The 24,385-nt window shown below is 69.8% G+C and carries 22 protein-coding genes; 15 read left to right on the top strand and 7 right to left on the bottom strand.

Annotation, left to right across the window (positions count from 1 at the left end; all coding sequences use genetic code 11):
• Positions 1-106: 106 nt before the first annotated feature.
• Entirely contained in the window at positions 107-490 is a 384-nt protein-coding gene (locus F9C12_RS38150; RefSeq protein ID WP_409463666.1) for a hypothetical protein, read from the top strand.
• A gap of 10 nt (positions 491-500) precedes the next feature.
• Here the strand turns inward: F9C12_RS38150 and F9C12_RS38145 are convergent, their stop codons facing one another.
• The gene (locus F9C12_RS38145; protein WP_409186624.1) at positions 501-767 is read right to left on the bottom strand and encodes an adhesin; all 267 of its coding nucleotides are present in this window, start codon (positions 765-767) and stop codon (positions 501-503) included.
• A 118-nt stretch (positions 768-885) separates the two neighbouring features.
• Between F9C12_RS38145 and F9C12_RS38140 the strand changes: the two genes are divergently transcribed.
• The 7 genes from F9C12_RS38140 (at position 886) to F9C12_RS38110 (ending at position 7,788) form a co-directional block, all read left to right on the top strand.
• The gene (locus F9C12_RS38140; RefSeq protein WP_409463665.1) at positions 886-3,378 is read left to right on the top strand and encodes an ATP-dependent Clp protease ATP-binding subunit; all 2,493 of its coding nucleotides are present in this window, start codon (positions 886-888) and stop codon (positions 3,376-3,378) included.
• 1 nt (position 3,379) lies between these two features.
• Positions 3,380-4,639, top strand: coding sequence for a cation:proton antiporter (locus F9C12_RS38135; RefSeq protein WP_409463664.1), 1,260 nt, complete (start codon positions 3,380-3,382; stop codon positions 4,637-4,639).
• Between the two features lie 144 nt (positions 4,640-4,783).
• A complete protein-coding gene (locus F9C12_RS38130) occupies positions 4,784-5,200 on the top strand; it encodes a hypothetical protein (RefSeq protein WP_409463663.1) in 417 nt (138 codons plus the stop codon).
• A gap of 338 nt (positions 5,201-5,538) precedes the next feature.
• Positions 5,539-5,877, top strand: a complete 339-nt coding sequence (locus tag F9C12_RS38125) for a hypothetical protein (RefSeq protein ID WP_409463662.1) — start codon at positions 5,539-5,541, stop codon at positions 5,875-5,877.
• A 303-nt stretch (positions 5,878-6,180) separates the two neighbouring features.
• On the top strand, positions 6,181-6,531 hold the full coding sequence (locus F9C12_RS38120) for a hypothetical protein (protein WP_409186619.1): 351 nt from the start codon (positions 6,181-6,183) through the stop codon (positions 6,529-6,531).
• A gap of 117 nt (positions 6,532-6,648) precedes the next feature.
• Positions 6,649-7,317 (top strand): ANTAR domain-containing protein, encoded by a 669-nt coding sequence (locus F9C12_RS38115; RefSeq protein ID WP_409463661.1) that lies wholly within the window; start codon positions 6,649-6,651, stop codon positions 7,315-7,317.
• 285 nt (positions 7,318-7,602) lie between these two features.
• The gene (locus tag F9C12_RS38110) at positions 7,603-7,788 is read left to right on the top strand and encodes an ANTAR domain-containing protein (protein ID WP_409463660.1); all 186 of its coding nucleotides are present in this window, start codon (positions 7,603-7,605) and stop codon (positions 7,786-7,788) included.
• Here the strand turns inward: F9C12_RS38110 and F9C12_RS38105 are convergent.
• Positions 7,740-8,681 (bottom strand): glycoside hydrolase family 43 protein, encoded by a 942-nt coding sequence (locus F9C12_RS38105; RefSeq protein ID WP_409463659.1) that lies wholly within the window; start codon positions 8,679-8,681, stop codon positions 7,740-7,742. The genes F9C12_RS38110 and F9C12_RS38105 overlap by 49 nt on opposite strands.
• Positions 8,682-9,026: 345 nt before the next feature.
• Here F9C12_RS38105 and F9C12_RS38100 point away from each other — a divergent pair, with 345 nt between their 5' ends.
• The 3 genes from F9C12_RS38100 to F9C12_RS38090 all read left to right on the top strand — a co-directional run bounded on the left by F9C12_RS38100 (position 9,027) and on the right by F9C12_RS38090 (position 11,721).
• A complete protein-coding gene (locus tag F9C12_RS38100) occupies positions 9,027-9,851 on the top strand; it encodes a hypothetical protein (protein ID WP_409463658.1) in 825 nt (274 codons plus the stop codon).
• An 811-nt stretch (positions 9,852-10,662) separates the two neighbouring features.
• The gene (locus tag F9C12_RS38095; protein WP_409186613.1) at positions 10,663-10,989 is read left to right on the top strand and encodes a hypothetical protein; all 327 of its coding nucleotides are present in this window, start codon (positions 10,663-10,665) and stop codon (positions 10,987-10,989) included.
• 375 nt (positions 10,990-11,364) lie between these two features.
• Positions 11,365-11,721 carry a hypothetical protein gene (locus F9C12_RS38090; RefSeq protein ID WP_409186612.1) on the top strand — a complete coding sequence of 119 codons (357 nt, stop codon included), beginning with the start codon at positions 11,365-11,367 and terminating at the stop codon, positions 11,719-11,721.
• A gap of 433 nt (positions 11,722-12,154) precedes the next feature.
• Here the strand turns inward: F9C12_RS38090 and F9C12_RS38085 are convergent, their stop codons facing one another.
• The gene (locus F9C12_RS38085; RefSeq protein ID WP_409463657.1) at positions 12,155-13,027 is read right to left on the bottom strand and encodes a DUF3152 domain-containing protein; all 873 of its coding nucleotides are present in this window, start codon (positions 13,025-13,027) and stop codon (positions 12,155-12,157) included.
• Complete coding sequence (locus F9C12_RS38080; RefSeq protein WP_409186610.1) at positions 13,017-14,024, bottom strand: polysaccharide deacetylase family protein; 1,008 nt, start codon at positions 14,022-14,024, stop codon at positions 13,017-13,019. The genes F9C12_RS38085 and F9C12_RS38080 overlap by 11 nt, the downstream gene beginning before the upstream one ends.
• 243 nt (positions 14,025-14,267) lie before the next feature.
• On the opposite strand from F9C12_RS38080, the gene F9C12_RS38075 reads away from it, so the two are divergent.
• A complete protein-coding gene (locus tag F9C12_RS38075) occupies positions 14,268-15,188 on the top strand; it encodes a hypothetical protein (protein ID WP_409463656.1) in 921 nt (306 codons plus the stop codon).
• 61 nt (positions 15,189-15,249) lie between these two features.
• Here F9C12_RS38075 and F9C12_RS38070 read toward each other — a convergent pair whose 3' ends face one another.
• The 3 genes from F9C12_RS38070 to F9C12_RS38060 all read right to left on the bottom strand — a co-directional run bounded on the left by F9C12_RS38070 (position 15,250) and on the right by F9C12_RS38060 (position 17,748).
• Positions 15,250-15,591 carry a hypothetical protein gene (locus tag F9C12_RS38070; RefSeq protein ID WP_409463655.1) on the bottom strand — a complete coding sequence of 114 codons (342 nt, stop codon included), beginning with the start codon at positions 15,589-15,591 and terminating at the stop codon, positions 15,250-15,252.
• A 116-nt stretch (positions 15,592-15,707) separates the two neighbouring features.
• Positions 15,708-16,064, bottom strand: a complete 357-nt coding sequence (locus F9C12_RS38065; protein ID WP_409463654.1) for a WGxxGxxG family protein — start codon at positions 16,062-16,064, stop codon at positions 15,708-15,710.
• A 1,087-nt stretch (positions 16,065-17,151) separates the two neighbouring features.
• Positions 17,152-17,748 (bottom strand): bifunctional DNA primase/polymerase, encoded by a 597-nt coding sequence (locus tag F9C12_RS38060; RefSeq protein WP_409463653.1) that lies wholly within the window; start codon positions 17,746-17,748, stop codon positions 17,152-17,154.
• A 600-nt stretch (positions 17,749-18,348) separates the two neighbouring features.
• On the opposite strand from F9C12_RS38060, the gene F9C12_RS38055 reads away from it, so the two are divergent.
• From F9C12_RS38055 to F9C12_RS38045, 3 genes are read left to right on the top strand one after another with little or no spacing between them, the layout of a single operon-like run.
• The gene (locus F9C12_RS38055; RefSeq protein ID WP_409463652.1) at positions 18,349-23,226 is read left to right on the top strand and encodes a caspase family protein; all 4,878 of its coding nucleotides are present in this window, start codon (positions 18,349-18,351) and stop codon (positions 23,224-23,226) included.
• Complete coding sequence (locus tag F9C12_RS38050; protein WP_409463651.1) at positions 23,223-23,555, top strand: hypothetical protein; 333 nt, start codon at positions 23,223-23,225, stop codon at positions 23,553-23,555. Before F9C12_RS38055 ends, F9C12_RS38050 begins: the two co-directional genes overlap by 4 nt.
• Positions 23,552-24,145, top strand: coding sequence for a hypothetical protein (locus tag F9C12_RS38045; RefSeq protein ID WP_409463650.1), 594 nt, complete (start codon positions 23,552-23,554; stop codon positions 24,143-24,145). The genes F9C12_RS38050 and F9C12_RS38045 overlap by 4 nt, the downstream gene beginning before the upstream one ends.
• Positions 24,146-24,385: the final 240 nt, after the last annotated feature.

Here is a 24,385-nt window from a genome sequence, read left to right as displayed (position 1 = left end):
CCCACCACCTCCGCTCGCCCGGGTGCCCGCGCACCCGCGGCGCGAAACGTGATTGACGGCTCGCCGCCGGGGTAAGCGGACGGTTCCCGGCAGGCAGGAGCGACCCATGGCCCCCCTCGCGGACGACCTCGTCCTCGCGACCCGCACCGGCGACCTCGACGAGGTGGTCCGGCTGCTAGGCGAACTCGACGCCCTACCTGCGCGGCAGCGAGTGCTGCGCGGCCTGGTGCACCGCTGCGCCGAGGCGGTCCACGACCGGTTCGGCCCGCGGCCCGACAACGCGGTGTTCACCGCCGTCGCGGTGGGCGCGGACGCGGTAGCCGCCGACGTGGACGACCTCGCCCCCGGCGTGCGGGCGGCGTTGCGTGCGGTGCTGGCGGAGTTGAACGGCGACCTCGAGGCCCGCGAAGTACAGCTCAGCCTGGCCGCGCGGGAACCGCGGCTCACCGGGGTGGTGCACTGCCTGCTCTGGGCCGCCGACCTCCCGTGAACCCCGCGCTTCACCGCACGGTGAACCCGCCGTGCTCGCCGACGACCAGCACCCGGCCGTCCAGCTCGTCGGAACTCGCCTGATCGAGGAACACCCGGGCGCCGGTCTCGTCGTCGGTCAGCACCGTGTCCGTCTCCGTGGCCAGCGCGGACACCGAGGTCGCCAAGTCCGCGGAACCTTCGCGGGCAGTGATGCGCAGGCCGCCCTCCGGCGCGACGCCCTGTTCGGTCGCGAGGCGCTGGATGGTCCGGGCCGCGTCGGGATCGATTTTCAGCATGGCCTCCGGGTTACCCGCCCGGTCCGCGCCTACCCGGGCGGTCCGTTTACCGCGCCGGGCAGCGGGTAAGCGGATTCCCGACCCCGATTCCGAGCAGTCCTGAGATGTGAGCGCTCCGATGACCGGATTTTTCCCGCCCGGGCAGGGAAACAGCCCGTTCGACCAGTTCCTGGCGCAGTTCTTCGGCCAGGCCGCGCCCGGCCGCCGCGGCTATTCGGTCGACGTGTCGCGGCTGCTCAACGACCCGGCGCGCGGGCTCGTCGCCGAGGCGGCGGACCGCGCGGGCTCCTGGGGCGGGCGGCACGTCGACACCCAGCACCTGCTGTGGGCCGCGACCCGGCTGCCCGCCACCGCGCGGGCGCTGACCCGCGCCGGGGTCGATCCGGCCAAGGTCGCCGAGCGCATCGAACGCGACCACGCCGCGATCGGCGAGACCACCGCTTCCGCGCTGGCCCCGGGCGCGAAACGAACGCTGATCGACGCCCACCAGCTCGCCCGCGGCCTCGGCTCTCCCTTCATCGGCCCCGAGCACCTGCTCGCCGCGCTCGCCGCCAACGAGGAGTCCGAAGCGGGCCGCATCCTGCGCGAAGAGGGTGTCACCCTCGACCGCCTCCGGCAGGATTCCCCCGCGGACAGTCCGGCGGCGACCCCGCTGCAGGACACCCCGACGCTCGCGCAGTACGGCGAGGACCTCACCGCCCGCGCCCGCGAAGGCCGGATCGACCCGGTCATCGGCCGGGACGACGAGATCGAACAGACCGTCGAGGTGCTTTCCCGCCGCACGAAGAACAACCCCGTGCTGATCGGCGAGGCGGGCGTCGGCAAGACCGCGATCGTGGAGGGCCTCGCGCAGCGGCTCGCCGACGACGACGTGCCCGACCTCCTCAGCGGCCGCCACGTCGTGCAGCTCGACCTCACCGCGATGGTCGCCGGCACGCGCTACCGCGGCGATTTCGAGGAGCGGATGTCCGCGCTGCTCAAGGAGATCCGCGAGCACCGCGACCAGCTGATCGTGTTCGTCGACGAGCTGCACGCGATCGTCGGCACGGGCGCCAGCGAGGGCAGCGGCGGCCAGGGCGCGGGGAACATGCTGAAACCGGCGCTCGCCCGCGGCGAGCTGCACATCGTCGGCGCGACCACGCTCGACGAGTACCGCACCGGCATCGAACGCGATCCGGCGCTGGAACGCCGGTTCCAGCCGATCCTGGTGCCCGAGCCGACCGTCGAGGACGCCGTGTCGATCCTGCACGGCCTCCGCGACCGCTACGAGGCCCACCACCAGGTCCACTACACCGACGACGCGCTGCGAGCGGCCGTCGACCTGTCCGACCGCTACCTGACCGAGCGCTTCCTGCCGGACAAGGCGATCGACCTGATCGACCAGGCCGGAGCCCGCGTCCGGCTGCGCGCGCGGACCAAGCCCGACGGCCAGCGCGAACTGCAGAGCAGGCTCGACCAGCTGCTGCGCGAGAAGGACCAGGCGGTCGCCGAAGAGGACTTCGAACGCGCGTCCTCGCTCCGAGACGAGGTCGCCGAGCTGCGGGAACGCCTCGGACAACCCGTCGAGCGGCCGGGCGGCCCGGTCGAGGTCACCGACGCGGACATCGCCGAGGTCGTCTCGCGGCTCACCGGCGTGCCCGCCGCCCGGCTCACCGAAACCGAACGGGAACGCCTCCTCGGCTTGGAAGAGCACCTGCACGAGCGCGTGATCGGCCAGGACGACGCCGTGCGCGCGGTCGCCGAAGCGGTGCGGCGGTCCCGCGCCGGGCTCGCCGAGCCGGACCGGCCGTTCGGCAGCTTCCTGTTCCTCGGCCCCACCGGCGTCGGCAAGACCGAACTCGCGCGGGCGCTGGCCGAAGCCCTGTTCGGCGACCAGGACAGCATGGTCCGCATCGACATGAGCGAGTACTCCGAGCGCCACACCATCAGCAGGCTGATCGGCTCGCCGCCGGGATATGTCGGATACGAGGACGCCGGCCAGCTCACCGAGGCCGTGCGGCGCCGCCCGTACTCCGTGGTGCTGCTGGACGAGGTCGAAAAGGCGCATCCGGACCTGTTCAACGTGCTGCTGCAGGTCCTCGACGACGGCCGCCTCACCGACGGCCGCGGCCGCACGGTCAACTTCGCCAACACCGTGCTCATCATGACCAGCAACCTGGGCTCGGACCTGGTCGGCAGCTCGACGCACGGCGCGCTCGGCTTCGTCCAGCCCGCCGACGGCGACGGCGACCAGCTGCGCGAACGCCTGATGCGGCGGTTGCGCGAATCGTTCCGGCCGGAGTTCCTGAACCGGATCGACGAGATCGTCGTCTTCCGCCGCCTGGAAGCAGGCCAGCTCGACCGGATCACCGAACTGCTGCTGGAGCGCACGAAACGGCGGGCGCACGCCCAGGGCCTCACCGTCGAATTCACCCCGGAGGCGGTGCGGCGGATCAGCGAACTGGGCTACGAACCGCAGTTCGGCGCGCGGCCGCTGCGGCGGGCGATCCAGCGATACGTGGACAACCCGCTGTCGAGCAAGCTGCTGTCCGGCGACGTCGCGCCCGGCACCGTGGTGCGCGTGGACGCGGGCGGCGACGGCCTTCGCTTCGATCCGTCGGCGGCCGCCTGAGGTGCCGGCTCTCCCGGTTCTGTTCGGCGTCGCCGGACTCCTCGCGCTCGCCGCGGCGGTACTGCCGAAACTCGTCGCCGACCGGCCGTTCTCGACCCCTCTGGTGATGCTGCTCGCCGGCCTGCTGCTCGGCCTGCTGCCGCTGCCGTACCTCGGCGGCTGGGCCTCCCCCGCCGAGCACGAGGACGTAGTGGAATCCTTCACCCAGCTCGGCATCGTGCTCGCGCTCGCGGGCGCCGGCCTGTCCGTGGACCGGCCGTTCGGGCTGCGCGGATGGATGTCGCCGTGGCGGCTGCTGTTCGTCGCGATGCCGCTGTCGATCGCGGCGGTCGCGCTGCTCGGCTGGTGGTGGCTCGGGCTCGCCCCCGCCGCCGCGCTGCTGCTGGGTTCCGCGCTGTCCCCGACCGACCCGGTGCTGGCCGGCGACGTCGGAGTCCCCGACCCCGGCGCGGAGCCGGATCTGGCGCGGGACAACGAGATCCGCTTCACCCTGACCACCGAAGCAGGCCTCAACGACGGCCTCGCCATGCCGTTCGTCCTCGTCGCGCTGCTGCTGGCCGGCACGCCCGTGTCGATCGGCGCCGACGTCCTGCTGCCGCTGCCGATCGGCGTCGTGGCCGGGCTCGTCGTCGGCAGGCTGCTGGCGTGGGCGTTCTTCCGCATCCCGTCGTCGCGTTTCCGCCTGGCCGAATACTCCGACGGGCTGGTCCTGCTGGCATTGGCCTTCCTGCCGTTCGCGGTCGCGGAACTGCTGCACGGCAACGGTTTCCTCGCCGTGTTCACCGCCGCGGTGTGCGTGCGGACCAGCGAGCGCTCGCACGGCTACCACGAGGTCCTGCACACCTTCGGCCGCCAGCTCGAACGGCTTTTCGTCGCCATCACGCTGCTGGGGCTGGGTTTCGCTCTCGGGGACGGCCTGCTGCGCGGCGTCACGCTCCCCGAAATCCTGTTCGCGGCCGTCGCCGTGTTCGTCGTCCGGCCGCTCACGGGCATCGGCTCGCTCCTCCGCTCCCCGGCCCGCGGACGCGCCGCGCTGGCGATCGCGTTCTTCGGCGTGCGCGGGATCGGAACGCTCTACTACCTCGCCTACGGACTCCACCAGGCCGGCCTGCCCGGAGCCGGGCGGCTGTGGCGGGTGGGCGCGCTGGCCGTGGCGCTGTCCGTGCTGATCCACGGGATCCTGGCCGCGCCGGTCATGCGCCGGGTCGAGGAGCAGGGAGCGCACGTGCCCCGGCGCCTCCCCGGGGAATCGGGTCATTGAACGAGCGGTAATGCGAAAGAATATTCCGCCGGACTTTTCCCGCGCGTCACCACATCGGGCGGGAATGGGGCGGGAGAAACCGGGAATCCAGTGCGGTGAAACCGGACCCGGTTTCGCTCGAAGAGTCCAGAAAGGAAGTCCACTATGAACAGGACTGTGCGCCGGATGCTCGCCGCCGGAGCAATCGCCCTCCCGCTGACGCTGGGAGCCGCCGGAATCGCCTCGGCCGACACGTACGCCGACAGCACAGCGGCGGCGGGCCCGTACGGCGCCTTCCACAGCGCGACCTACGCCTCGACCCACGGTTCGGCTGACGGCGACGAGGACTACGGCCAAGGCTCCGCCGCGGTCTATTACGAGGAAAACGCCGCCGCGACCGAGGACGGCTCGAGCAGCGACTACACCTACGCCGATTCGGATCACCGCGGCGGCGTCCGCTACGTCCACGGCGAACACGCCGCCGGACCGGAGGGTGCGTATTCGTCCCACGTCAGCGCGAGCGCGGGCGGCGAGCACCATCACCACCATAGTCCCGGCCTGGTCGGAGACCGGGAACGGTAACCCCCCGCTCCGCGCCTGAGGCCGGCCGGCGGCGCCCCTCCCCGAAGGGGCGCCGCCGGATTCCCCCAGGCCGTTCCGGGAGCGAGCCCTGCGCCGTCCTCTCCTCGAGGGGCGGCGCAGGGCTTTTCGCCGTGGATTCTCATTGCCGGACAAGGAAAACCGCCAGCGCTCCCCCCATCGGGTTACGGAAATCCCGGTCAGGGAATCGCGACCCGACACGATGGTGGAACGAAGTGGAAACCGATTGCCTTCCGCCGCTAGGTTTCTCGACGCACCCGGGCGGACGGCACGCCCCGTTCGCCTGACGCGATCCTCACTTCCCCAAGGAGAACCACCCCATGCTGAAGAAAATCGGTTTCGCCGCGGGCGCGGTCGCGGCCGGCCTCCTGCTCGCCGGCGGGACCGCCTCGGCCGAGGACCCCGGCCCCCACGGCGGGGACGGCCAGGCCGGCCTCCTGAACCTGGACAACACCGACGTGCTGCACAACGTCAACGCCACCCTCGGCCTGTGCGGCAACGACGTGAACGTCCTCGGCGTCCAGGTCCCGGTCCGCCACTCGCTGAACGGCATCGGCATCCCGATCCTGTCGCCGGGCGGCAACACCGCGGCCGGCGAGACCCCGTACAACTGCGCCGCGGGCGCGGTCGTCGACGGCGGCAGCGTCCAGCACCACTGAGCCTTCGCGCCCCGGTCCGCCCGCGGAAGCGGCCCGGGGCGCGAAGTCCGGCGGTTCGCCGCACGCGTCGTGCGGCCCGCCCGGGCCGGGAACGTGTCCGACATTCCCGGGCCTGGCCCAGGGAGGCCGCGACGCGCGGCGACCCCGGCACGGCGGGGCCGGTGCGCACTTGCCCAGGGGCGCACCGGCCCCGCCCGGACCACGCGTTTCCGCTGTTTCCGGCCGCCGCGCCCAATCCGCGACGGCCGTTCCCTTTCTTCCCGCCGAAGCGCGGCGGGTTGTTGTCGGCAAGGAGTTTCACCAGTGATCAAGCAGCTCGGTTTCGTCGCCGCGGCCCTCGCCGCCGGGATGGCCATCGCCGGCGGGACGGCTTCCGCCTCCGGGGTCGCCGTGTCGGACCACCCGGGCGTCGACGACGGCCAGGCCGGTCTCGCCAACGTGCAGAACCTGGACGCGGTGCACAACCTGAACCTCGTCGGCGGGGTGTGCGACAACGACGTGAACGTGCTCGGCGTGCAGGTTCCGGTGCGCCACGTCGCGGACGGCGTCAACGTGCCGGTGCTCTCCCCCGGCGAGAACGAGGCCGAGGGCAAGACGCCGCACAACTGCGCCTCGGGCACCATCGTCGACGGCGGTTCGGCGCAAGGCCACTGACGGCCGCGTGACCGTGGCCGCCGCGGGGAGCACCTGCCCGCGGCGGCCGCTTCGCTGGCATGCCTGGCTCCGGCATCGTGCGCCGGGGCCTTTTCGTTGTGCGCACTGGAGGATTCGGTGAACCTGCCACCGGCAGAGGCGCGCGGCCGCCTGTCCGTCGGTGTCGAGTACGAGCCGTCGGCCGTGACGCTGACCGCCGCGGGCGAAGTGGACCGGCTCACCGCCCCGACGTGGCGGGAAGCGTGGGACGGCTTGCGGCACGCCGGAGTTTCCGCGCCGGTCGTGCTCGCGGACCTCACCCGCGTCACCTTTTTCGGCTCGAGCGGAACCCGCGTGCTGCGGGAAGTGCTGGAGGAAACCCGGAAACTCGGCCGGACGCTGACGGTCGCGGCGTCCCGCCCGGTGCGACGGTCGGCACAGATCGCCGGAATCGCCTCGCGGCTCACGCTGTGCGAGACGCTGGCCGAAGCACGCGCCCGCACCGGGGCGCCCCCGGCCGGAAAGCCGGGCAAAGACCCGGCAGACCTCGTCCGGTGCCTCCGCGCGGAAAACCAGCAGCTGCGCGAAGCACTGGAGAGCCGCGCGGTGCTGGAACAGGCCAAAGGCGTCGTGATGGCCCGGCAGCAGGTCTCGCCGGACGAGGCGTTCGAGCTGCTGCGCCAGCTTTCCCAGCACACCAACGTCAAGCTCCGGGAACTCGCCGCGCAAGTGGTCAAGTCCGCCGCCTGCGCCAAGGTGCCCCCGGCCTACGTCACCCGAGCCGCGGCACGCCGCCGGGGAAACTGACCGGCAGCCAATAGAAACCGCGAGCCTGGCGGCGGCCGTTGAAGCAGATGCCGCGCGATGCTTGGACAAGCCAAAGCCATCGCGGTGGCCCGACAGCAAGTCCCACCGGACGAGGCCTTCCAGCTGCTACGCCGCCTTCCCAGCACACCAACGCCAAACTCCGCCGTACACACCAAAGCGCCCCCGGCCTACCTCAACCGAGCTGCGGCACGCCACCGGGGAAACTGACCGGCAGCCAACAGAAACCACGAGCCTGACGACCGCCGTTAAAACAGACGCCGCACGATGCTCGAACCAGCCAAAGCCATCGCGGTGGCCCGACAGCAAGTCCCACCGGACGAGGCCTTCCAGCTGCTACGCCAGTCTTCCCAGCACACCAACGCCAAACTCCGCCGTCCGCACGAAAGGACCCCCGGCCTCCCTCAACCGAGCTGCGGCACGCCACCGGGAAAACTGACCGGCATCCGATAAAGACCACGAGCCTGGCGGCCGCCGTTGAGCCAGCCGTGGAAGTAGATGTTGCCGTCGACGACGTCGGCCCCGCCCGGTCCCTCGACGGCGCCGCCGAGGCGTTCGGTGGACAGGAACGGGGTGTCGGCCTTGACGAACGCGCCCGCGAGGGTCGGCGCCGTGGCGTAACCGGTGTGGTAGCCGGAGCTCTGGAACGTGTCGGCCGAGTAGAACAGCACGTACCGGGACGGGGTCCGCACCATCGCGGGCGCCTCGACCACGTTCTTCTCCGAGCCGAGGTCGGCGCGCAGGAGTTCCGTGCGCGGGCCGGACAGCGACCGACCGTCCGGGCTCAGCTTCTGCGACCAGATCGCCGCCGGCGGGCCGGAGGCCGACCCGTTCGCCTTGTACAGCAGGTACCGGGCGCCGTCGGAGTCCAGGAATACCTGCGGGTCGATGTCGCCCTGGTCCTCGGGCACGCAGACGAGCGGCTCGGCACCGTCCGGCCGGTACGGGCCGGACGGCTGCGCGGACGTCGCCGTGCCGACGCACATCGGGCCGTTCGGCAGGCGGGTCGCGGCGAAGTACAGCACGAAGGTCCCGTCCGCCGCCGCGGCGACGTCGGGAGCCCAGAACCCGCCGTCCGGCTTCGCCCACTTCGGCACGGAGGCGAGTGCGTCGCCGACGACCCGCCACGGCCCCTCCGGCGCGGGCGCGCTCGCCATCGGGATCTTCCCGGAACCGGTGCTCGTCGAGAAGGCGAGGTATCCCGAGCCCGTCTTGACGACGTCGGGGTCCGGGAAGTCCTGTCCCAGCAGGAGCTGCGGCGCGCTGGCCGCCGACGCGGCCGGGCAGTGGGCGAAGTTCAGGAGAACGGCGGCGAGCACGGCGCCGGCCCGGCGTAGCGAACACATGTCCTCGATTGTCTTTGCCCGCTAACGCCATCGCCCGCCGGCGCCGAGGTTGCCACTGGGAAGGGTGTACGCGGCGAATCCCGATCCGGTGAACCGCGGGGAAAAGCCCGTCACCCTGGCGGGAAAGCCGGTTTACCTTGCCGGGACAAGAGATTCCCAGGTGGACTCCGGTTTTTCGGTGCTGCCGGAAGGAACCGGCGGTACCCGGGCGGGCGGATCGCTTTCCGCGGGCGGCAATTCGGGCCCGGACCGGGGTAACGTCGATCCGGCCGTGCTAGCGCTCGTTCGCGACACCGCGTCTTTCACTTCGGGCGCTTTCCCCCTTCGGAAAGGAAACGAACTGTCATGTCGATGAAACGGACGTTGCTGTCCGGGTTGGTCCTCGCTCCGCTGTGCCTCGTCCTGCCCGGCACCGCCTCGGCCGCCGACGGCCGGGGCGAGCCGCTGCCGCTCACCACCGGCTGGTGGCCCGGCCACTCCAGCAGCGAGGAGGAGTCGGCCGTGTTCGCGGGCATCGGCGGCGCGGGCGTGCTCCACCGCGAGTCCGGCGTCGACGAGTGGGGCAACCGGTGGAGCGAGCACGACGGCAGCCTCGCGGGCATCGGCGGCGCCGCCGTGCTGCACGGCTCGCAGGAAACGAGCGGGGTCACCGCATGGCCCGCGCACGACACCTTGCGAAGCCAGGACGTGACCCCGGCTTCGCCCGTCGTCCACGCGGCGGCCCCGGCTGCCGCCTCGGCCCCCGAGGCTCCCGCGGCTCCCAAGGTCGCCAAGGCTCCGGAAGCCGCCAAAGCCGCGGCGCCGGTGAAGGCCGCCCCGGTGCCGCAGGCCAAGAAAGCGGCCGGGCGGACGCCTGAGGCGGTCCCGGTGCGCACGCTCGGCCATCCCACCGACGACTCGGAGTCGTCGTATCACGCCGGGGCGACTTCAGCCGGTCCGGAAGGGGCGACCTCGGCGCAGGTGAACAGCCACGCGGGCCGCGACCACGCCTGGTACAGCGCTTCGGCGCTCTCGGCGGGCCCGGACGGCGCCGCCTCGGCCGGAATCGCCGCGCTTTCGATCCCCGGCGCAGCGGGATACCGGGCCTGGGAGGTCGGGGCCGGTCCCGCCGGCGCCTACAGCCACTCGACCTCGGCCGCGGCGGACGTCCGCGATTCCGACCTCGACTGATCCGGCGAGCACGACCGGGAAATCACCGCGGAGGGCTGGTGCGCCCGCACCAGCCCTCTGTCGTGCGCCGGGGCATTCGTTTGTTCCCCGGCCCGCGAACCGCCGAAACTCCCGATGCCACAGGTTCACCGTGCGCCGCGGCGCGGTCCGCTGCCGACGGACGGACGACCGAGCGGCAATCGCGATTGTCACCCACAGTAACCATGCATCGGACAAGCAGGACACCGGAAACCTCCGATCGTGAGGTTTGCCCACACCGGATCTGGGTAATCAGAGCCATTTCCTGAGGCGAAAAAAGACACCCTTCGGAATGCATTTCCGGAAATCGAGTGCTTTTCGCCGGGCCGCTCGCTATTCTGGGGCGGCCGGGAGCGAACCGACCCCGAACCGGTTCGCTCCCGGCACTGGGGACGCGAACCCTGCCGCGCCGGAAAGCCCCGGCGGGCCATTCACCGGGACACTCTCGGCTCAGAGGAGATCGTGGTTCAGAATTGCGGCGCACTTCCCGCTGATTTCTCCGGATCCGGCGGCCACCGTGGCCCACTTCGACGTTTTCCGCAGCCGGGAGCGCTGCTGCCCGAAGCCGCGGCACTCCTTCCGGACGCCGGTTTTCCGTGCGCCGGGCCGGATTCCGCCGGATGCGGCGCGGCCGTACTATCGGCAGCGGTTCAGCCAGGAGCCGCGGAAGGACGCACCCGTGCGGTGCGGTCGCCCCCGGCCGTCCTTCCTCAGTAATGCCCAGCATTGTTCGCGCGGGCGGACGCCTCGAGCGTCCGGCCGCGGACTCGGGGGAGGAATGGACAGTCATCTGATGACCGGCGCCCCGGGCGCCACGTACACCCCGCGCCTGGTGGCCGTCACCGGCGACCGGCTCATCCACCCGGCCGATCCGCGCAACGACGTCGCGCGCATCGTGGTGCGCTGGGCGCGGGCGTGGGTCCCGGAAACGTGGGCCGCCCGGCAGTACTTCGCCGCCCTTGGCATCGGCGACGACGAAGCGCCGCGCTACACCGACCAGGACGTCACCGGCTGGCTGCTGCTCCAGCCGCAGCCGGGTTCGCTGGCCGCGCGGGTGCGCTCGAGCGAGCTGGACGTCGCCACGGCGCTCGCGGCGGAAGCGGAGGCCTGGCCCGGGTAGCCGCCACGCTTTCCGGAAAGCCCTGCGCCGCCGCCCAAGCGGCGCAGGGCTCTTCGGCGTGCGTGGAATATTCCCCGTTCCCCGGGAATCTGAATATTCCACTCGGCGGCGTCGTGACCGGCCGGGAATCAGCGAGCGCTGTTGTTGTCGCCAATACAACAACGGGGCGGGAATAACCCGAAAGTGATCCCGGAGCCCGGTCAGAGAATCGGCGTCCGACACGATGGTGGACAGCGGTGGAAATAGTCCCCGATCGTCAGTACGTTTTGCTCATCCGGTCGCGGAGCACACACCTTCATTGCCGCGGCCGCTGGCGCAATCGTCAGAGTCGCGACCGGCCCCTCGCCGGTCGCCGAAATCCCAGAGGAGTTCTGAATGCTGAAGAAGATCGGTCTCGTGTCCGGCGCGATGGCGGCCGGCGCGTTCCTGTTCGGCGGCATCGCGTCCGCCACCCCGGCGGACGGCCACCAGCACGGGCACCACCACAGCGGCCCCGACCAGGTCGGCTTGGTGAACCTGAACAACACCGACGTGCTGCACAACGTCAACGCCACCCTCGGCCTGTGCGGCAACGACGTGAACGTCCTCGGCGTCCAGGTCCCGATCCGCCACTCGCTGAACGGCATCGGCATCCCGATCCTGTCGCCGGGCGAGAACACCGCGGCCGGCCAGACCCCGTACAACTGCGCCTCGGGCGCGGTCGTCGACGGCGGCAGCGTCCAGGGCGGCTGAGTCTCCTGCCGCGGCCGCCCGCTGTGTGTGCGGAAAGCCGGCCGGGGCATGAGGTCCGACGGTTCGCGCCAGCGTACTGAGGTGCACCCGGAGCGCGGAGAGAGCTGCACACTCCTGCTCCGCGCCCCCGGGTGCATCCGACGCCCAGCGACGTCGGCACGGGTGGGATCGGCGGCCTGGCCTGGATACCTCTGCCGGTCCCACCCGGCGTGCTCGACACCGTAACCCACTTCCGCCGTCCCGGCGACTGCTGCCCGGGGCGGCGTTCTTGCGTGCTCGGCACCGCTTTTCCGGCGGCGGACCCGCCAGCCGCGCCGCTTCCCCCGGGCATTCCCGCGTCTCTGCGAGCAGCGTTGCTAGCGCCTTGCGCCGCGGCGCATGCCTTTTCGACTGCGCATCTCGCCGCGGCAATCCCGGTTCGGGAAGACTTCCCTCAGGACGCCGCGACAACCCACGCCTGCGCCCGGCAGACCTTGCCGTCCGCCTGAACCGGCGACGCACCGCCAGGATCAGACCGGTTGAGCTGCGCGAGATAAGTGTTCGACAGCCCGAAAGTCTGCTGCATCATCACCGGCGCGGGCGCCCCGGCGGCGGGACAGCCGACATGACCGTGGCCGAGAGCGTGCCCGACCTCGTGGTTGACGGCGTAGCGCCGATAACCCGGCAGATCGCCGTCGTAGGAATGCGCCCCGCGGACCCAGCGCGCCAGATTGATGACCACGCGCCCGCGTTTCGTGAGGTTGCACGAAGTGTCGTACGGGATGGCGAATCCGCAGAGGTCCGGACGGCGGCTGGTGCCCGGGCTGGTCAGGCTGACCCGGAAGTCCGGCTCCGCGCCGGGGTCGCCGAGCCTGCGCAGCGACACCTTGCCGAGCCCGGTCCAGCTGCGCGGATCCGCGAGAATCGTGTCGACCGCGGCGGCGAACGACGCGTCGTCGGCGGTCGGCTGGATGCCGTCCTCGACCTCGACGGTGTAGGTCAACAGCTTGGGCCCGGCGCCCGCCGTCGTCCCGCTCGCGCCGGGGACCACGTGCCAGGTTCCCGCGCCGGAAACGGCGAAGGGCACGCCGTCAGGCAGCGCCGCCGAGTCGACGGGGGCCGGAGGCGGCGGCCGATAAGCCGCAGCCGTCGGGCCGGCTTTGCCTGGCGCTCGCGGCGGGGGCGGCGGCGCGGTCGGGATCAGCAGCACCGAACAGGACAGGGCCAAGGCGGACGCGACCGCGCACAACGGACGCCAAGCCACGGTTTGCGCCCGCAGCGCGGGAGGCACCGTCGCTCGACGCGGCCGGACAGGTTCAGTAGACAAGGGAAATCTTCGCGTAAGCGGGAGCGAGGGTCGCTTCTGAACGCGGATAGGAGACCACCGCCGGATCGCCGTCGGAGGTGTAGCGGTGCCCGGACGGCGAGGCGAGTTCGTCCAGCCAGTGCGCGGAACCGTAGTCCGCGTCCTTGCCGGTCGACTGCGAGCGGATCCGCGGGATCGAACCCGCGTCGAACCGGCTGGAATACGGCGACGGCGCGGGGCCGGCGCCGACGAGCAGGACGCCGGTGTAGGAGTAGCCGTCGCCGTGCTGCGCGAGGCCGTCTTGCCGAGGGTGCCTGCCGTACGGCAGCGCGAGAGTGGCGGGGACGTATCCGGGAACTGCCTTCTGGATCAGAGCGGCCTCGCCGCGGATCGCTTCCTGCACGGCCGCGGCGGAAACCGTGCGGAGATTGGTGTGCTCCAGCGTGTGGTTGCCGATTTCGAAGCCGTGCTGGTGCAGCCAGCCGAGCGTGCGGGCGCCGTCGGGGTCGCCGAACGGCCGCTGGTTGACGTACAGGCTCGCCACCGGCCGGAAACCGGGATGCCGGGCCGCGACCTCCAGCAGGATCCCGATCGCGGAGCCGGGCGCCGGATCGCCTTGCGGCGTCAGCGTGAACACGCTGGGGTCGCCGTCGTCGAAGGTGAGGACCACCGGGTGCGTGCCCGCGGGGAGGTCGAGCCTGCGGGCGGTCAGGTCTGCCGTGGTGACGGGGACGTAGCGTTCGCGGGCCAGCCGCTCCAGCTCCGCGGCGAAGTCGGCCGGGGTGCGCTCGTAGACCGACTTCGGGTTCGCGGAAAGCCGGTGGTACATCAGCACCGGGACCCGGCCGAGTTCGTCGGCGCCGGTCTTCCGCGCTTCGTCGGCGGTCAGCCGGGGGCGCGCCGCCGCCGGTTGCACCGCCGGGGACGGAGGCGGAACGGGATCGGCCGCCGGGGCTCCGCAGGCGGCGAGACCGGCGAGGGCGGTGAACACGGCCCCGAACCGCAGAAGTGCGCGCATCGCCCGATTCTGCTGCCGGAACGCGCTCGTCGCGAGCCGGTTGCGCCGGTCGGGTGAACGCGATTTCGTTGGCACACCGGGAAAAACCCCGTTGTCACAGGTAGGAGGCGCGCGCCCGCGGACCGCCCGGGCACGATGTGGTGATCGTCGGGAATCGCGTTTGTTCCGGCGCTGCGGGGGAACTCCTGCGCATACTTCCGAATTCGGCCGCGCCGCGCCGGATCGCCCCTCGAAGGAGCCTGGATGCCCGACGCCCGGATGACCCGCCGAGCCGTACTCGCCCTCGCGGTCGCCGGTCTCGGCGCGAGCGCCTGCGGCGGTCCGTCGGCCGCGCAGATGCTCGCGCCGCCCGCGGCCGCCAAAGCCGCGAGCGCGCCGCCGCCGCGCCCGCCGAACGCGCTCGCCACGAGCAGGCTGATCGGCTTCTGCGGAGCGCCCGGCAGCCGGGCCCTGGGAGAAATGACCGGCGATCTCCAAGCCGCGGGCCGGAAACTCGCCCGGCAAATCCAGGCCTTCCCTCAGGACCGCCCGATGACGCCGGTAGTGGAACTCGTCGCCACCACCGCGCACCCGTCCCCCGGCGCCGACGGGATGTACCGCAGCCGTTGCGCGGACCAGACTGTGCGGGACTATCTCGACGAGGCTCGTGCGCTGAAAGGCATGCTGCTGCTGAACATCCAGCCCGGCCGGGCCGACTTCCTGCCCGAGGTGCAGGCCTACGAGCACTGGCTGACCGAACCGGACGTCGGCGTCGCACTGGACCCGGAATGGGCCGTCGAGCCCGGCGACGTGCCCGGCCGGAAATTCGGCCGCACGACCGGAACCGAACTGGACGGCGTCGCCGCGTACCTCGGCAGCCTCGCCCAGCGCGCGCACCTTCCGGACAAAATCATGGTCTACCACCAGGTCGCCGCGTCGGTCGTGCGCGATGAAGCGAGCCTGCGGCCGCATCCCGGCGTGTCGGTCGTGAAGGTCGTCGACGGAATCGGCAGCGCCGCGGCGAAAACCGCGACCTGGAAGACGCTGATGAAAACCAAACCGGTCCACGTGCTGCCCGGGTTCAAACTGTTCTTCCACGAGGACACCCGCCGCGGCAATCCTTTGATGACCCCGGCCGAGGTACTCGCGCTGACTCCGACACCGGCTTACGTCGTCTACGAATGAGCAGTGCTGTTTTCCTTAAGCGACGCCGCCCGCCGGACGTGGCACTGCAGCAAACCCCCGCTCACAGTTTCCCTGCCCGCACAACCACATTCCGGCACCGAAGGCGACGACGTCCGGCGGCACGCCGCTCACCGGCGTCAGCGATCAGGCGAAGATGCGCCGCCCGCCACACCGAGCAACGCACCCGGCCGAACAGCCGCCGGGCGGAGCACGTGCGGCAGAACCCGCGCTCGTCGGGCTCGTGCGCGGCCAGCAGGTCCCGCCATGCGCTGGTCAGCTGGGGTATCACGGTATCGGCCAAGGTGGACTTCGACGGGTCGTCGGCCTGGTCCACGAGAACGTCCAGATAGTCCAGGCGTTCCCGCACCGCCGCGCGCAGCGCCGAGTCCGGAACCTCGTCCACGGTCGTCCTCCTCGTCATGGGTGCCCGAACTCGGCCGCGCCGGCACCCCGGGCGGCGCCGACGCGAGCGTGGCGGACTGCCGATCGCGTTCCCCGGCGGCACCCCGCACCCGGTCCTCACGCCCCCGGCGGATTACGCCGCGGCCCGGCGGGCGGATACGTGTTCGCGGGCGGCGTCTGCTGCTCCGGAGCGGCCGGATACCCCGCCATCGCGCCCGGTTTGGGACCGCGCCGCGCGAGACCCGCGAGACCGACGAGGCCGAGCAATCCGAGCAGGCCCCACAACCCGTTGTTGCCGTTGTCGTGGTCGTCGTTGTGGTTATTGTTGTTTCCGTTGTCGCCGTTGTTCTGCGTCTGCACCGGTTGCGCGAAGCCGGGCGCCGGAACAGCGGCGTCGGCGGCCCCGGCCGTCAGCAGCGGAATCACGACTGCGGCGCAAAGAGCACCGACCTGGCGGCGTACGTGGGCGGTCATCGGGAATTCCCCTTTCGGAAGATACGAGTGAGCGGCCCGCGGCGGTACTGGACCGTCCGCGCGACCAGGCGCCGAGCCGTCTCGCTCAGCCGCCGGCCGGGACTCCTTTCTTGCTGGGCGGGAGTGCTGGATTGCCCGGGAGGTTCTTTCTGGGGCAAGTCGCCGGTCGAGGCCCCCGCTTTCCCAGGATCGTCGGGCTGAGCCGTTCGTTCCGGTGGCCTTTCCTGCGGAACAGTCGCGGTCCGGGAATCCCGATCGGGCCGCTCTTGATCCGGAGATTCGAGAACCTCCTGCGACAGGTCGCCAGTCAGGGCCCCGGCCTCGTGGTGCCCGGGGAACGACTCCGTCGCGCCCGCTTTCCGCACCGCCGGGGGCCGAGCCACTTGCCGTGAAACAGCCTGGGACGCAACGTTTTCGGACTTCTCCTCCGACACCTCCGGTTGCCGGGAGGAAACGAGACCGGACCGCGATTCGGGCACCGCCATGGGTTGCGTCTCCGGCCCGTCGGACGATGTCTCCTTCACCGCACCAGGCCGCCGCAAACGCCCCGCGGACGGCGGCGCCTGCGGACGGATCCCCGCAGCTGCTCGAACCGGACTGTCATGATCACCGGCCCGGGCCCGCGGAACGACCCCCGGAAGAGCCTCCGAACCGGCCCGAGGCAGCTCCTGCCCGCCGTCGTGGTGAAGCATCTCCGGCGTGACCCGGGGCGTCATCAAGGGGGTGTGCGCCGCGTCGGCGTTCGGAACCGCGGGTTCGCGCGCGACCGGATACCGAGCGAGCGGGTCCCGCCCAGCCGAGGCCCGAGCCCGGAGCAGGCCGAGAATCCCGGGCAGTCCGACCAGGCCCACCAGTCCCCACCAGGCAGTCATGGCGCCCTCGCTTTCCTCGCGTCAACCGGTCCGCGCTCGGATAACCGATCGACGCGCGGACAACCGCGAGACCACCTGGACGTGTGACACCGGAAATCTTCTCGGCACGACAGAACTGCGCAGAACACCAGGCCTGGGTAGCCGGGCAAAGAGAATTCACCGAATGCCTGGACGCAGACAACCAACGCTGCACCCGCGGATCAGACTCGCGAGTCCTACCCGGATTCGCGAGAAAGCTCAGCAAGCTTCCCCAGAAGTTCAGCCCCGTCCCCCAGCGAGTCGCGGTCCACCGGCGAGATGCGCCACCACACCACTCCCGAAACGACCCGGCTCGGCGGAAGAACCACCAGCTCTCCCGGCGCGACCACCTCCACCCCGGGCACCGGGTCATGGTCCCCGCAGGAGCCAGGCTCGACGAACAAGAACGCTCCGTGCGGCGACAACGCCATCGGACCGAGCGGGTGGCCGCCGTCGAACGCGGCGAGCACCCGTCCGCCGAGGCGCGTCGGAGCGCGCACGACGTCGAAGGCCCCGCCGACCGGTGCGAGGATCGTCTGCCGATGCACCGCCCACCACTCCGCAACAACGCGGCGGTCGACGGTGGCGTCGGCCGGGGACACCGTCGGCTCCCGGCCGCCCAGCAGCTCGAGAGTGACCGGATGCCAGGCCGTCAGCCCGTCGCACACCGGACCCGGCAGCACTGCCCAGCCCAACTCGGCGTAATGCTCGGCGGCCGCGCGCAACGAGCGCAGCGCAGCCCCGTGATCCCTGGCCAAGCAACGCGAACGGCTTCCGCGCGCAACAGCGGTCATCGCAAGAGTCCCTTCCGAGAGACAGCTCCGTCCGCGCAGGTCAAGCAACGACAGACGATGCGGGAATCGGCAGCCGGGGTACCGCCCGACCACCATGCGACGCCGCCGCGTCCCAGACCAGCCAGCGAACCGCCCGCGAACCGGGCGCAAACCGGCAGCGCGCACGCTGGCGGCGGGTCAGGACGGGATCTGAATATGCCGAAAGCGTGACGTCCCGCGGCGGGGCGCTCGACGGCTTCAATGGACAAGCACCGCTGTCTGGGTTCCAAGCTCCTTAACGGGACCACACAGCTCGAAGCTTCAACTTTCAACGGCATGGTCCAGCTCGACCACGCCGCATTCACAGGCGAAACGCTATTCCTGACCGCGCTTCGCGCCACCCGACGCCGGCACCTTGCCGCGAGGCTGCCACCGACCCGAGCCAAGCCGATGCGGCAGGCGCTGCCCAGGTCTGTCGGGGCCGAACAGACCGACGCCATGCGGATGGGACCAAAGGTTCACGCTGGTCACTATCCGCGAGGAGTCGCGCGCTGTAACGAACCGATCGTCGCCTGCGAACTTTGTATGTTCCTGCAGGCGACGTGAACCAGGGAGGCGGCCGTGGCAGATCGGCTCGCACTGCTGATCGGGGTCCCTTCCTGCGACAATGATCTTTTCGAGGCGTTGCCCGACGTCGTCGCCGCAGACGTCAGGCGGATGGCGGACGTGCTGGCCCAGTCGAGTTACGAAGTCCGATACTGCGGAGTCGGCGACGAATCGGGCCGGGAACCCACCGGGAACCGGATCCGCTCGGCCACGATGAAAGCCTTTCGAGACGTCGCAACCGGCGGAACCCTCCTCCTGTACTTCTCCGGCCACGGCGTCGCCGTCGACGGCAAGGGCTACCTGGTGCCGCAGGACGCCTATACCGGTCCCAACGGACCCGATCCGGAATGCCTCGTCTCACTGATCCCCAGTCGCCTCGGCGAATGCCGGGCCAGTCTCGTGGTGTTCGCAGTGGATGCCTGCCGCGACGACCTGTCCGACTCGCTGGCGCAGTTGCCCGGCAGCGGCCAGCTGCCGTATCCGCCGGACGGCTCCTTCGTATTGTTCAACAGCTGCCAGCCGGGAGAGCGCAGCCAGCACGGCGACGATGGCAGCTATTTCACTCAGGCGCTGGCCGAGGTGCTGGATCGACGCAACTCCGCGCGGACCTTGACTGAGGTGTACGAAGAGGTCATGCGCCGGATGGCGCGCAAGACGGCCAGGACGGACGCCTTGGAGCAGAAGCCGGACCTGGTGATCGCGCACCGTCCAGGCAACACCGAGAAACCGGGCGATTCCGTCATCTGCGCGGGTGACCAGGTGGGCGAGGCCTGGCGGAGGGCCGCGGAGAAGACCCCGCTGTGGGAACGCTGTCTCCAGGACAGCCCCAGCCGTCAGCAGGCGGCGGAAGCGGTTCTCAGTGTTGTCGACCAGTGCTCCAAGCAATGGCTCGAGGCACAGGAGTTCCTCTCGGCCCGCACTGGAATCGCCGATCCCTGGGCAGCACAGGACTATCCGTCCCGGGTGCTGGCGGCCGTGCACGAATGCCTCCCTCCGCAAGCGCGGTTCAGCTCGGTCGAGTTGGCGGTTCTCGTAGCGGCGCCATTCCTCCGGGAGGCGGCGCTGAGTGCGGGCATCCGGCTCGCCGCGACCGTCGAGCCCACCAATTTCACCCGCACCTTCCGCGACGGCGCGAGAAGCGACCTCGAAACCACCCACTCCATCTACGAGCACGTGTGCCGACGTGCCGAAGGCTTGGCCCGGCGCAATCGCGCGGAACCCAGAGATGCGCTGGGGATGTGGCTGGTACACCAATGGCTTGCGGTCCGGCCCGCGTTGTGGACTGAACCGAGCGTCGTACAGCTCTGCGCACAACTGGCACGAGCGACGGCAGGCTGGGGAACCTCGTCGCTGACCGAGGGCGAGATCTGTTCGACTATCCATACTCTGATCGAGTGCGTGGATGCCTCGGCGGACGACCAGCGCCTGGTGGATCTGGTGCGGCAGCGGGTTTTCGACTCTCGCATGCGTGCCTTGGCCACTGCGTTGTGGTTGGGCGGAGTGCTGGCCGCCGACCCTCGCCGGGTGTCTGCTGTCGTGGTGGACCACCTGGGCATCGGCTCCGAGGTTCAGCTGTCCGCACTGCACGCCGCGACCGTCAATGCGCGCTGGGAGCGCAACGGCACCGACCTCGAGCTGCACGCGGTCTGCGATCATCCCGCTTTGCACGCGGCGTTCACCGACCTCGTGCGCCGTGCCGATGTCGTGCTCACGACCGTCCCGGCTTTCGAGCCTGCCGAGGAATTGATCGGCCAGCTCCCCTCCAAGGCGAACTGCGCGGGACTTCGGCCGGAGAACCAGGACGGGCAGCCGGTGTTCGACACGCCGCTGCTTCGCTTTCGGCTTTCCGACGACAAAGTTCGCGAACTGCTGATGGGCCGCCAGCTGTACGGCGAGCCAGATCTGGCGATCCGCGAGCTTTACCAGAACGCGCTGGACGCCTGTCGCTACCGCGACGTCCGCCGCCGCTATCTGACTCGGCTCGACCGTCCTGTCGTGGCCTGGGCGGGACAGATTGCGTTTCAGCAGGGAACCGATCCCGAGGGCCGGGAGTTCATCGAATGCACCGACAACGGAGTCGGGATGAGCAAGGAGACGATGATGAGCACGTTCGCCAATGCGGGCGAACGGTTTGTCTACCGGTCGGGGTTCCGCTCGGAACAGATGCGCTGGCAAGAACTCGATCCCCCGCTGCGGCTCATTCCCAACAGCCAATTCGGCGTGGGAGTGTTCAGCTATTTCATGATCGCGGAGGAAATCCACATCACGACCCGACCGGTCGGCGAAGACGACGTGGTCGGCCCTCAGGCGTTCAACGTGCGCATCGCCAGCAGCGGCAGCCTGTTTCAGATCACCCAGTCGAGCGACATGCCGGCAGGGGGAACCCGGATCCGGCTGTACTTGACCGGCGAGGACTCGCTGTCCGTGCTTCGTACTCTGCGCCGCCTGCTCTGGATCGCCGAGTACGCGGTCGACGTGACCGAAACCGGTGGATCACGCGAGACCTGGCAACCAGAGTTGCTGCGGTTCCCCGATGCGATCGTCGAACCGCTCAAACACGGTGACGACCTGTGGTGGGTCCCAGGAGAAGGAGGGTTCGCCGCCGATGGTGTCCGGACGAACGAGGAGCGCCACGGTCTCATCGTCAACCTTCGCGGACAGCGCCGACCGCAATTCACCGTAGACCGCAACCGGCTGCGTCAATGGGACAGGGACTGGATCCGGCAGCAGGTCCTCGACTCCCTGCCCGCCCTGCGGCAGTGGCCAGGGCTTACCTTGCCGTGGTTGTGGGAGGTGGCGAGCCAGACTCCGACCATCGCCGAGGACGTATTCGCCTATCTCCTCGATCAGGAGCACGACATGGCCGTGCAGGGCGCCTGGGGACGGACCAGCGCGCCATTGGATCAAGTCGGATGCTTGCCGGTCGATCGCGAACTGTTCACCGGCGAGATGATCCCGTGGGGCGGCGGAACGAGAGACTGGTGGATATCTGCCTGGCGAGTAGGTGCGTGGAAGGGCCTCGCCGCGTTCGCAGGCTCCGAACACGTGGCCGAACCGGAGACGACAGCCGGTTTCCCCGTCGTCAGCCCGATGGACGCCAACGTGCTCGGAGCGATCTACTCATCTGGCCGCTACTACGGGAACACGAGCAAGTTCGGACGGCCGTCGACGGCCGAGGTTCTCGCTGCAGCTGCGGACAAAGACGAGTCTCCCGCACACCGGATCAAGCGTCTGCGGCGCTACGCGATCACCGGGCTGGATCTCTCCGCGGCACGCGACGTCCCCCCGATCGACTACCGATTCATGGACAAGGACGAGGTCCTGCCCGAGCGCACCGAGGAGAAGTCTCTGCTCAGCGCCGTCGCTGCCTTCGCACCGCCAGGCAGGGACAAGCCGACCGTCGGCTTCAGCCTGGCAAAAGCGTCCGCAGACCTTCGCGTCCCGCTCGACGAGGTGATCCGGCGAGTAGCCGCTTTCGTGCCCGCCGGCTGGGCCTATCCGATGGCCGACCGCCTCGGCGAACTGGGCAGTCATGTCTTCACGCGCGGCGAAGTCGAATTGTTCAACCAGGACTTCTTCGTCGGCCCTCCGTGGATGAGCCCGTCCGTTTCCCCTGCTCATGTGCTGCGAGCGAGCTCAAAACTCGGGCACTCGGTCGGCTACGTGCTCACCCTGCTGGATCGCTTCACCGCGCTCGGCTACGAGGTGGCCGGCAGACAGTCGTACCCGGAAGACCCCACACAGCTTGAGCAGGAAGCACTGCGGTTCGCGGAGACGTGGGGTTTCGAGTTCTCCTGGCTGCACCTCATCCAGCTCTCGAGCACAACGAGGGAGCCCGTTCCGCAGGTCTTCGCCGGATTGCAGCGACTCGCTGACATCGGCATGATCCGCCTCCCGGACACCGGCTCGGCCCCGGAATCGGTGACCGAAGACGAGCAGGCCGTCATCAACGACGAGCTGTACCAATTCGATTGGTACGCGCATCGCCGTGTCCTCGCCCCCGGGTGGCTCGCCGTGCTGGAGCTGCTGTTCAAGGTGGGCGCCCGGGAATTTCACGACTACGAGGAACGACTGCGCCGCCGGCGGCGTCTGCTCGACATAGTCGACTTGGGCCGTCCGATAACCGCCCCGGAGATCATCCAGCTGGCCTGGTTCCTCGACTACGACATCCCCAAGACCATCAGATACTTCGAAGACATATACCCCAGCACGGCCGACCTGTCGGCTCTGCCGCCGGCCGCGACCGCCGCCGCGGGATTGACGCCCCGATACGAAGAATGCATCGCTCTGCTAGGCCCTCATCACAACAGCCTCGACAGAGAGGGCAACTTCGAGGTGAACTGGGCGCTGCGCCCAGGCGATCTAGTCGAAGCGGCAGCGACGGCACGCCAATCGATCTCGACCCTGCTCGAACGACTGGAACCCTACCGGGCGCTCGGCGCGCCCGTTCCGACGATCGATGCGACAACCCGCAAAACGCTGCCTGACAGGCCCGCAGACCGGCATGACCTCGCGATGCTGACTTCGGTGGACGAGGAGGGGAGGCGGTCCTACATCCATACAGTGACGCCGCTGTGGCTAGTACAGACCGCGGGGAGGCTGGGGTGGACGCTGGCCGCCGCGCACTCGCGTTTCGCAGCGCTTGAACCGATCGGCTTGTCGTGGACCTACGACCCGGCTGCCTGCCTCCCGGACATCGTTTCCTGGCAGGACCTTCTCCTCCTCACGGTGCATCTGGACGGCCAGGAGCCGTCGATCTCCGGAACTGTCACCGATGCGCACATCGCCGCGGGCGCGCGTGAAATCGACGAAACCTCGACGGCAGTCCGCGAACGCCTGCGGCGCTACGCTCCTCTGTTCGAATACGAACTTTCTCCAGAAGGATCCCGTTGACTGACAACACCCGGATCGAACGCCACCGGTCGATCTCCTACCAGGTCAAGGACTACGAACTGCAACCAGGATTCGTCTCAGAACCTCTCGCCGGCGGACGCGGCATCACCGTCACCGGGATCTGCCCCGGCTGCGGCGGCCGAACGACGACCAATTGGTACTACGGCACGGGAAACGGCTACAAATCGTTCCTGCGGAAGAAGGAAGCGACGCCTGAACCCGCCGGAGGCCGAACGGTCTGCTGCGACTGCGGCCACGGCCACGCGGACCGTCCGGCCGACGAACCGTTCCTGGGCTGCGGCGCGCACTGGCGGGTGGAAACGTCGTGAGCACCGAACGGCTTTTGTGGGCACGGAAAGCACAGGAACTTCGGTTCCATCAGCTTGAGGCGACGCGCAAACAAGCTGAATCATGGCGGACCGGACTGACCGGCTTGACGGCTCTGTTCAGCGCTGTCCTGGTGATCAAGGGGCGCGACAACCTGATCAGCCTCGCCGTGCCTTTTGCACCGTTGACTGCGGCTCTGTTCGGCTTGGCGCTCCTCGCATTCGTCGTCGCCACCCTGTCGGCGATCCGGGCGGCGTCCGGAGCGCCGGGAGAAACTTGCCTGCTGGCAGGCGAGGACCTGGAAGCCTGGACTCGCACGGAGACGGCCGAAGCCGGACGGAAGATCGTCGTCGCCCGCAGGACATCAGTCTTCGGATTATGCCTGGCCGCCGCGGCGACCGGGCTCGTCTGGTTCGCCCCAACCACGAGCAATACGGAGCCCACCGTCACGGTCGAGTCGGCAAGTGCACGATACTGCGGAGGACTCGCCGGTGTATCGGGCGGCTCGGTCATCGTACATTCACGCGAGACATACCAGCTCATTCCGTTGACTTCTGTCGTAGCGATTCGCGCCAGCAAGTCCTGCCCGTGAACCTCTCGCAAGGCAGACTTGAGTCGAACTGCCAAATCGGACAGGACTGCACCAACCAACCTGAAGCCGCCAGCATCAGCCACGACGCTGGCTCGTCAGCCGCACTCATAGACCGTCAAACGCAGCCGAACGGTCGCGAGCAGGAATCTCCTGTGTCGCCGTATCCGTTAAACCGAGTTGCCCTGACTTTCTCAAGGTTGTCCTGACCGCACCTCGGGCGCTCCAGGTATCTCCTCCGTT

Source organism: Amycolatopsis sp. GA6-003, assembly GCF_046267895.1.
Classification (GTDB): Bacteria; Actinomycetota; Actinomycetes; order Mycobacteriales; family Pseudonocardiaceae; genus Amycolatopsis.
This window is presented reverse-complemented; position numbering and strand designations above follow the sequence as displayed.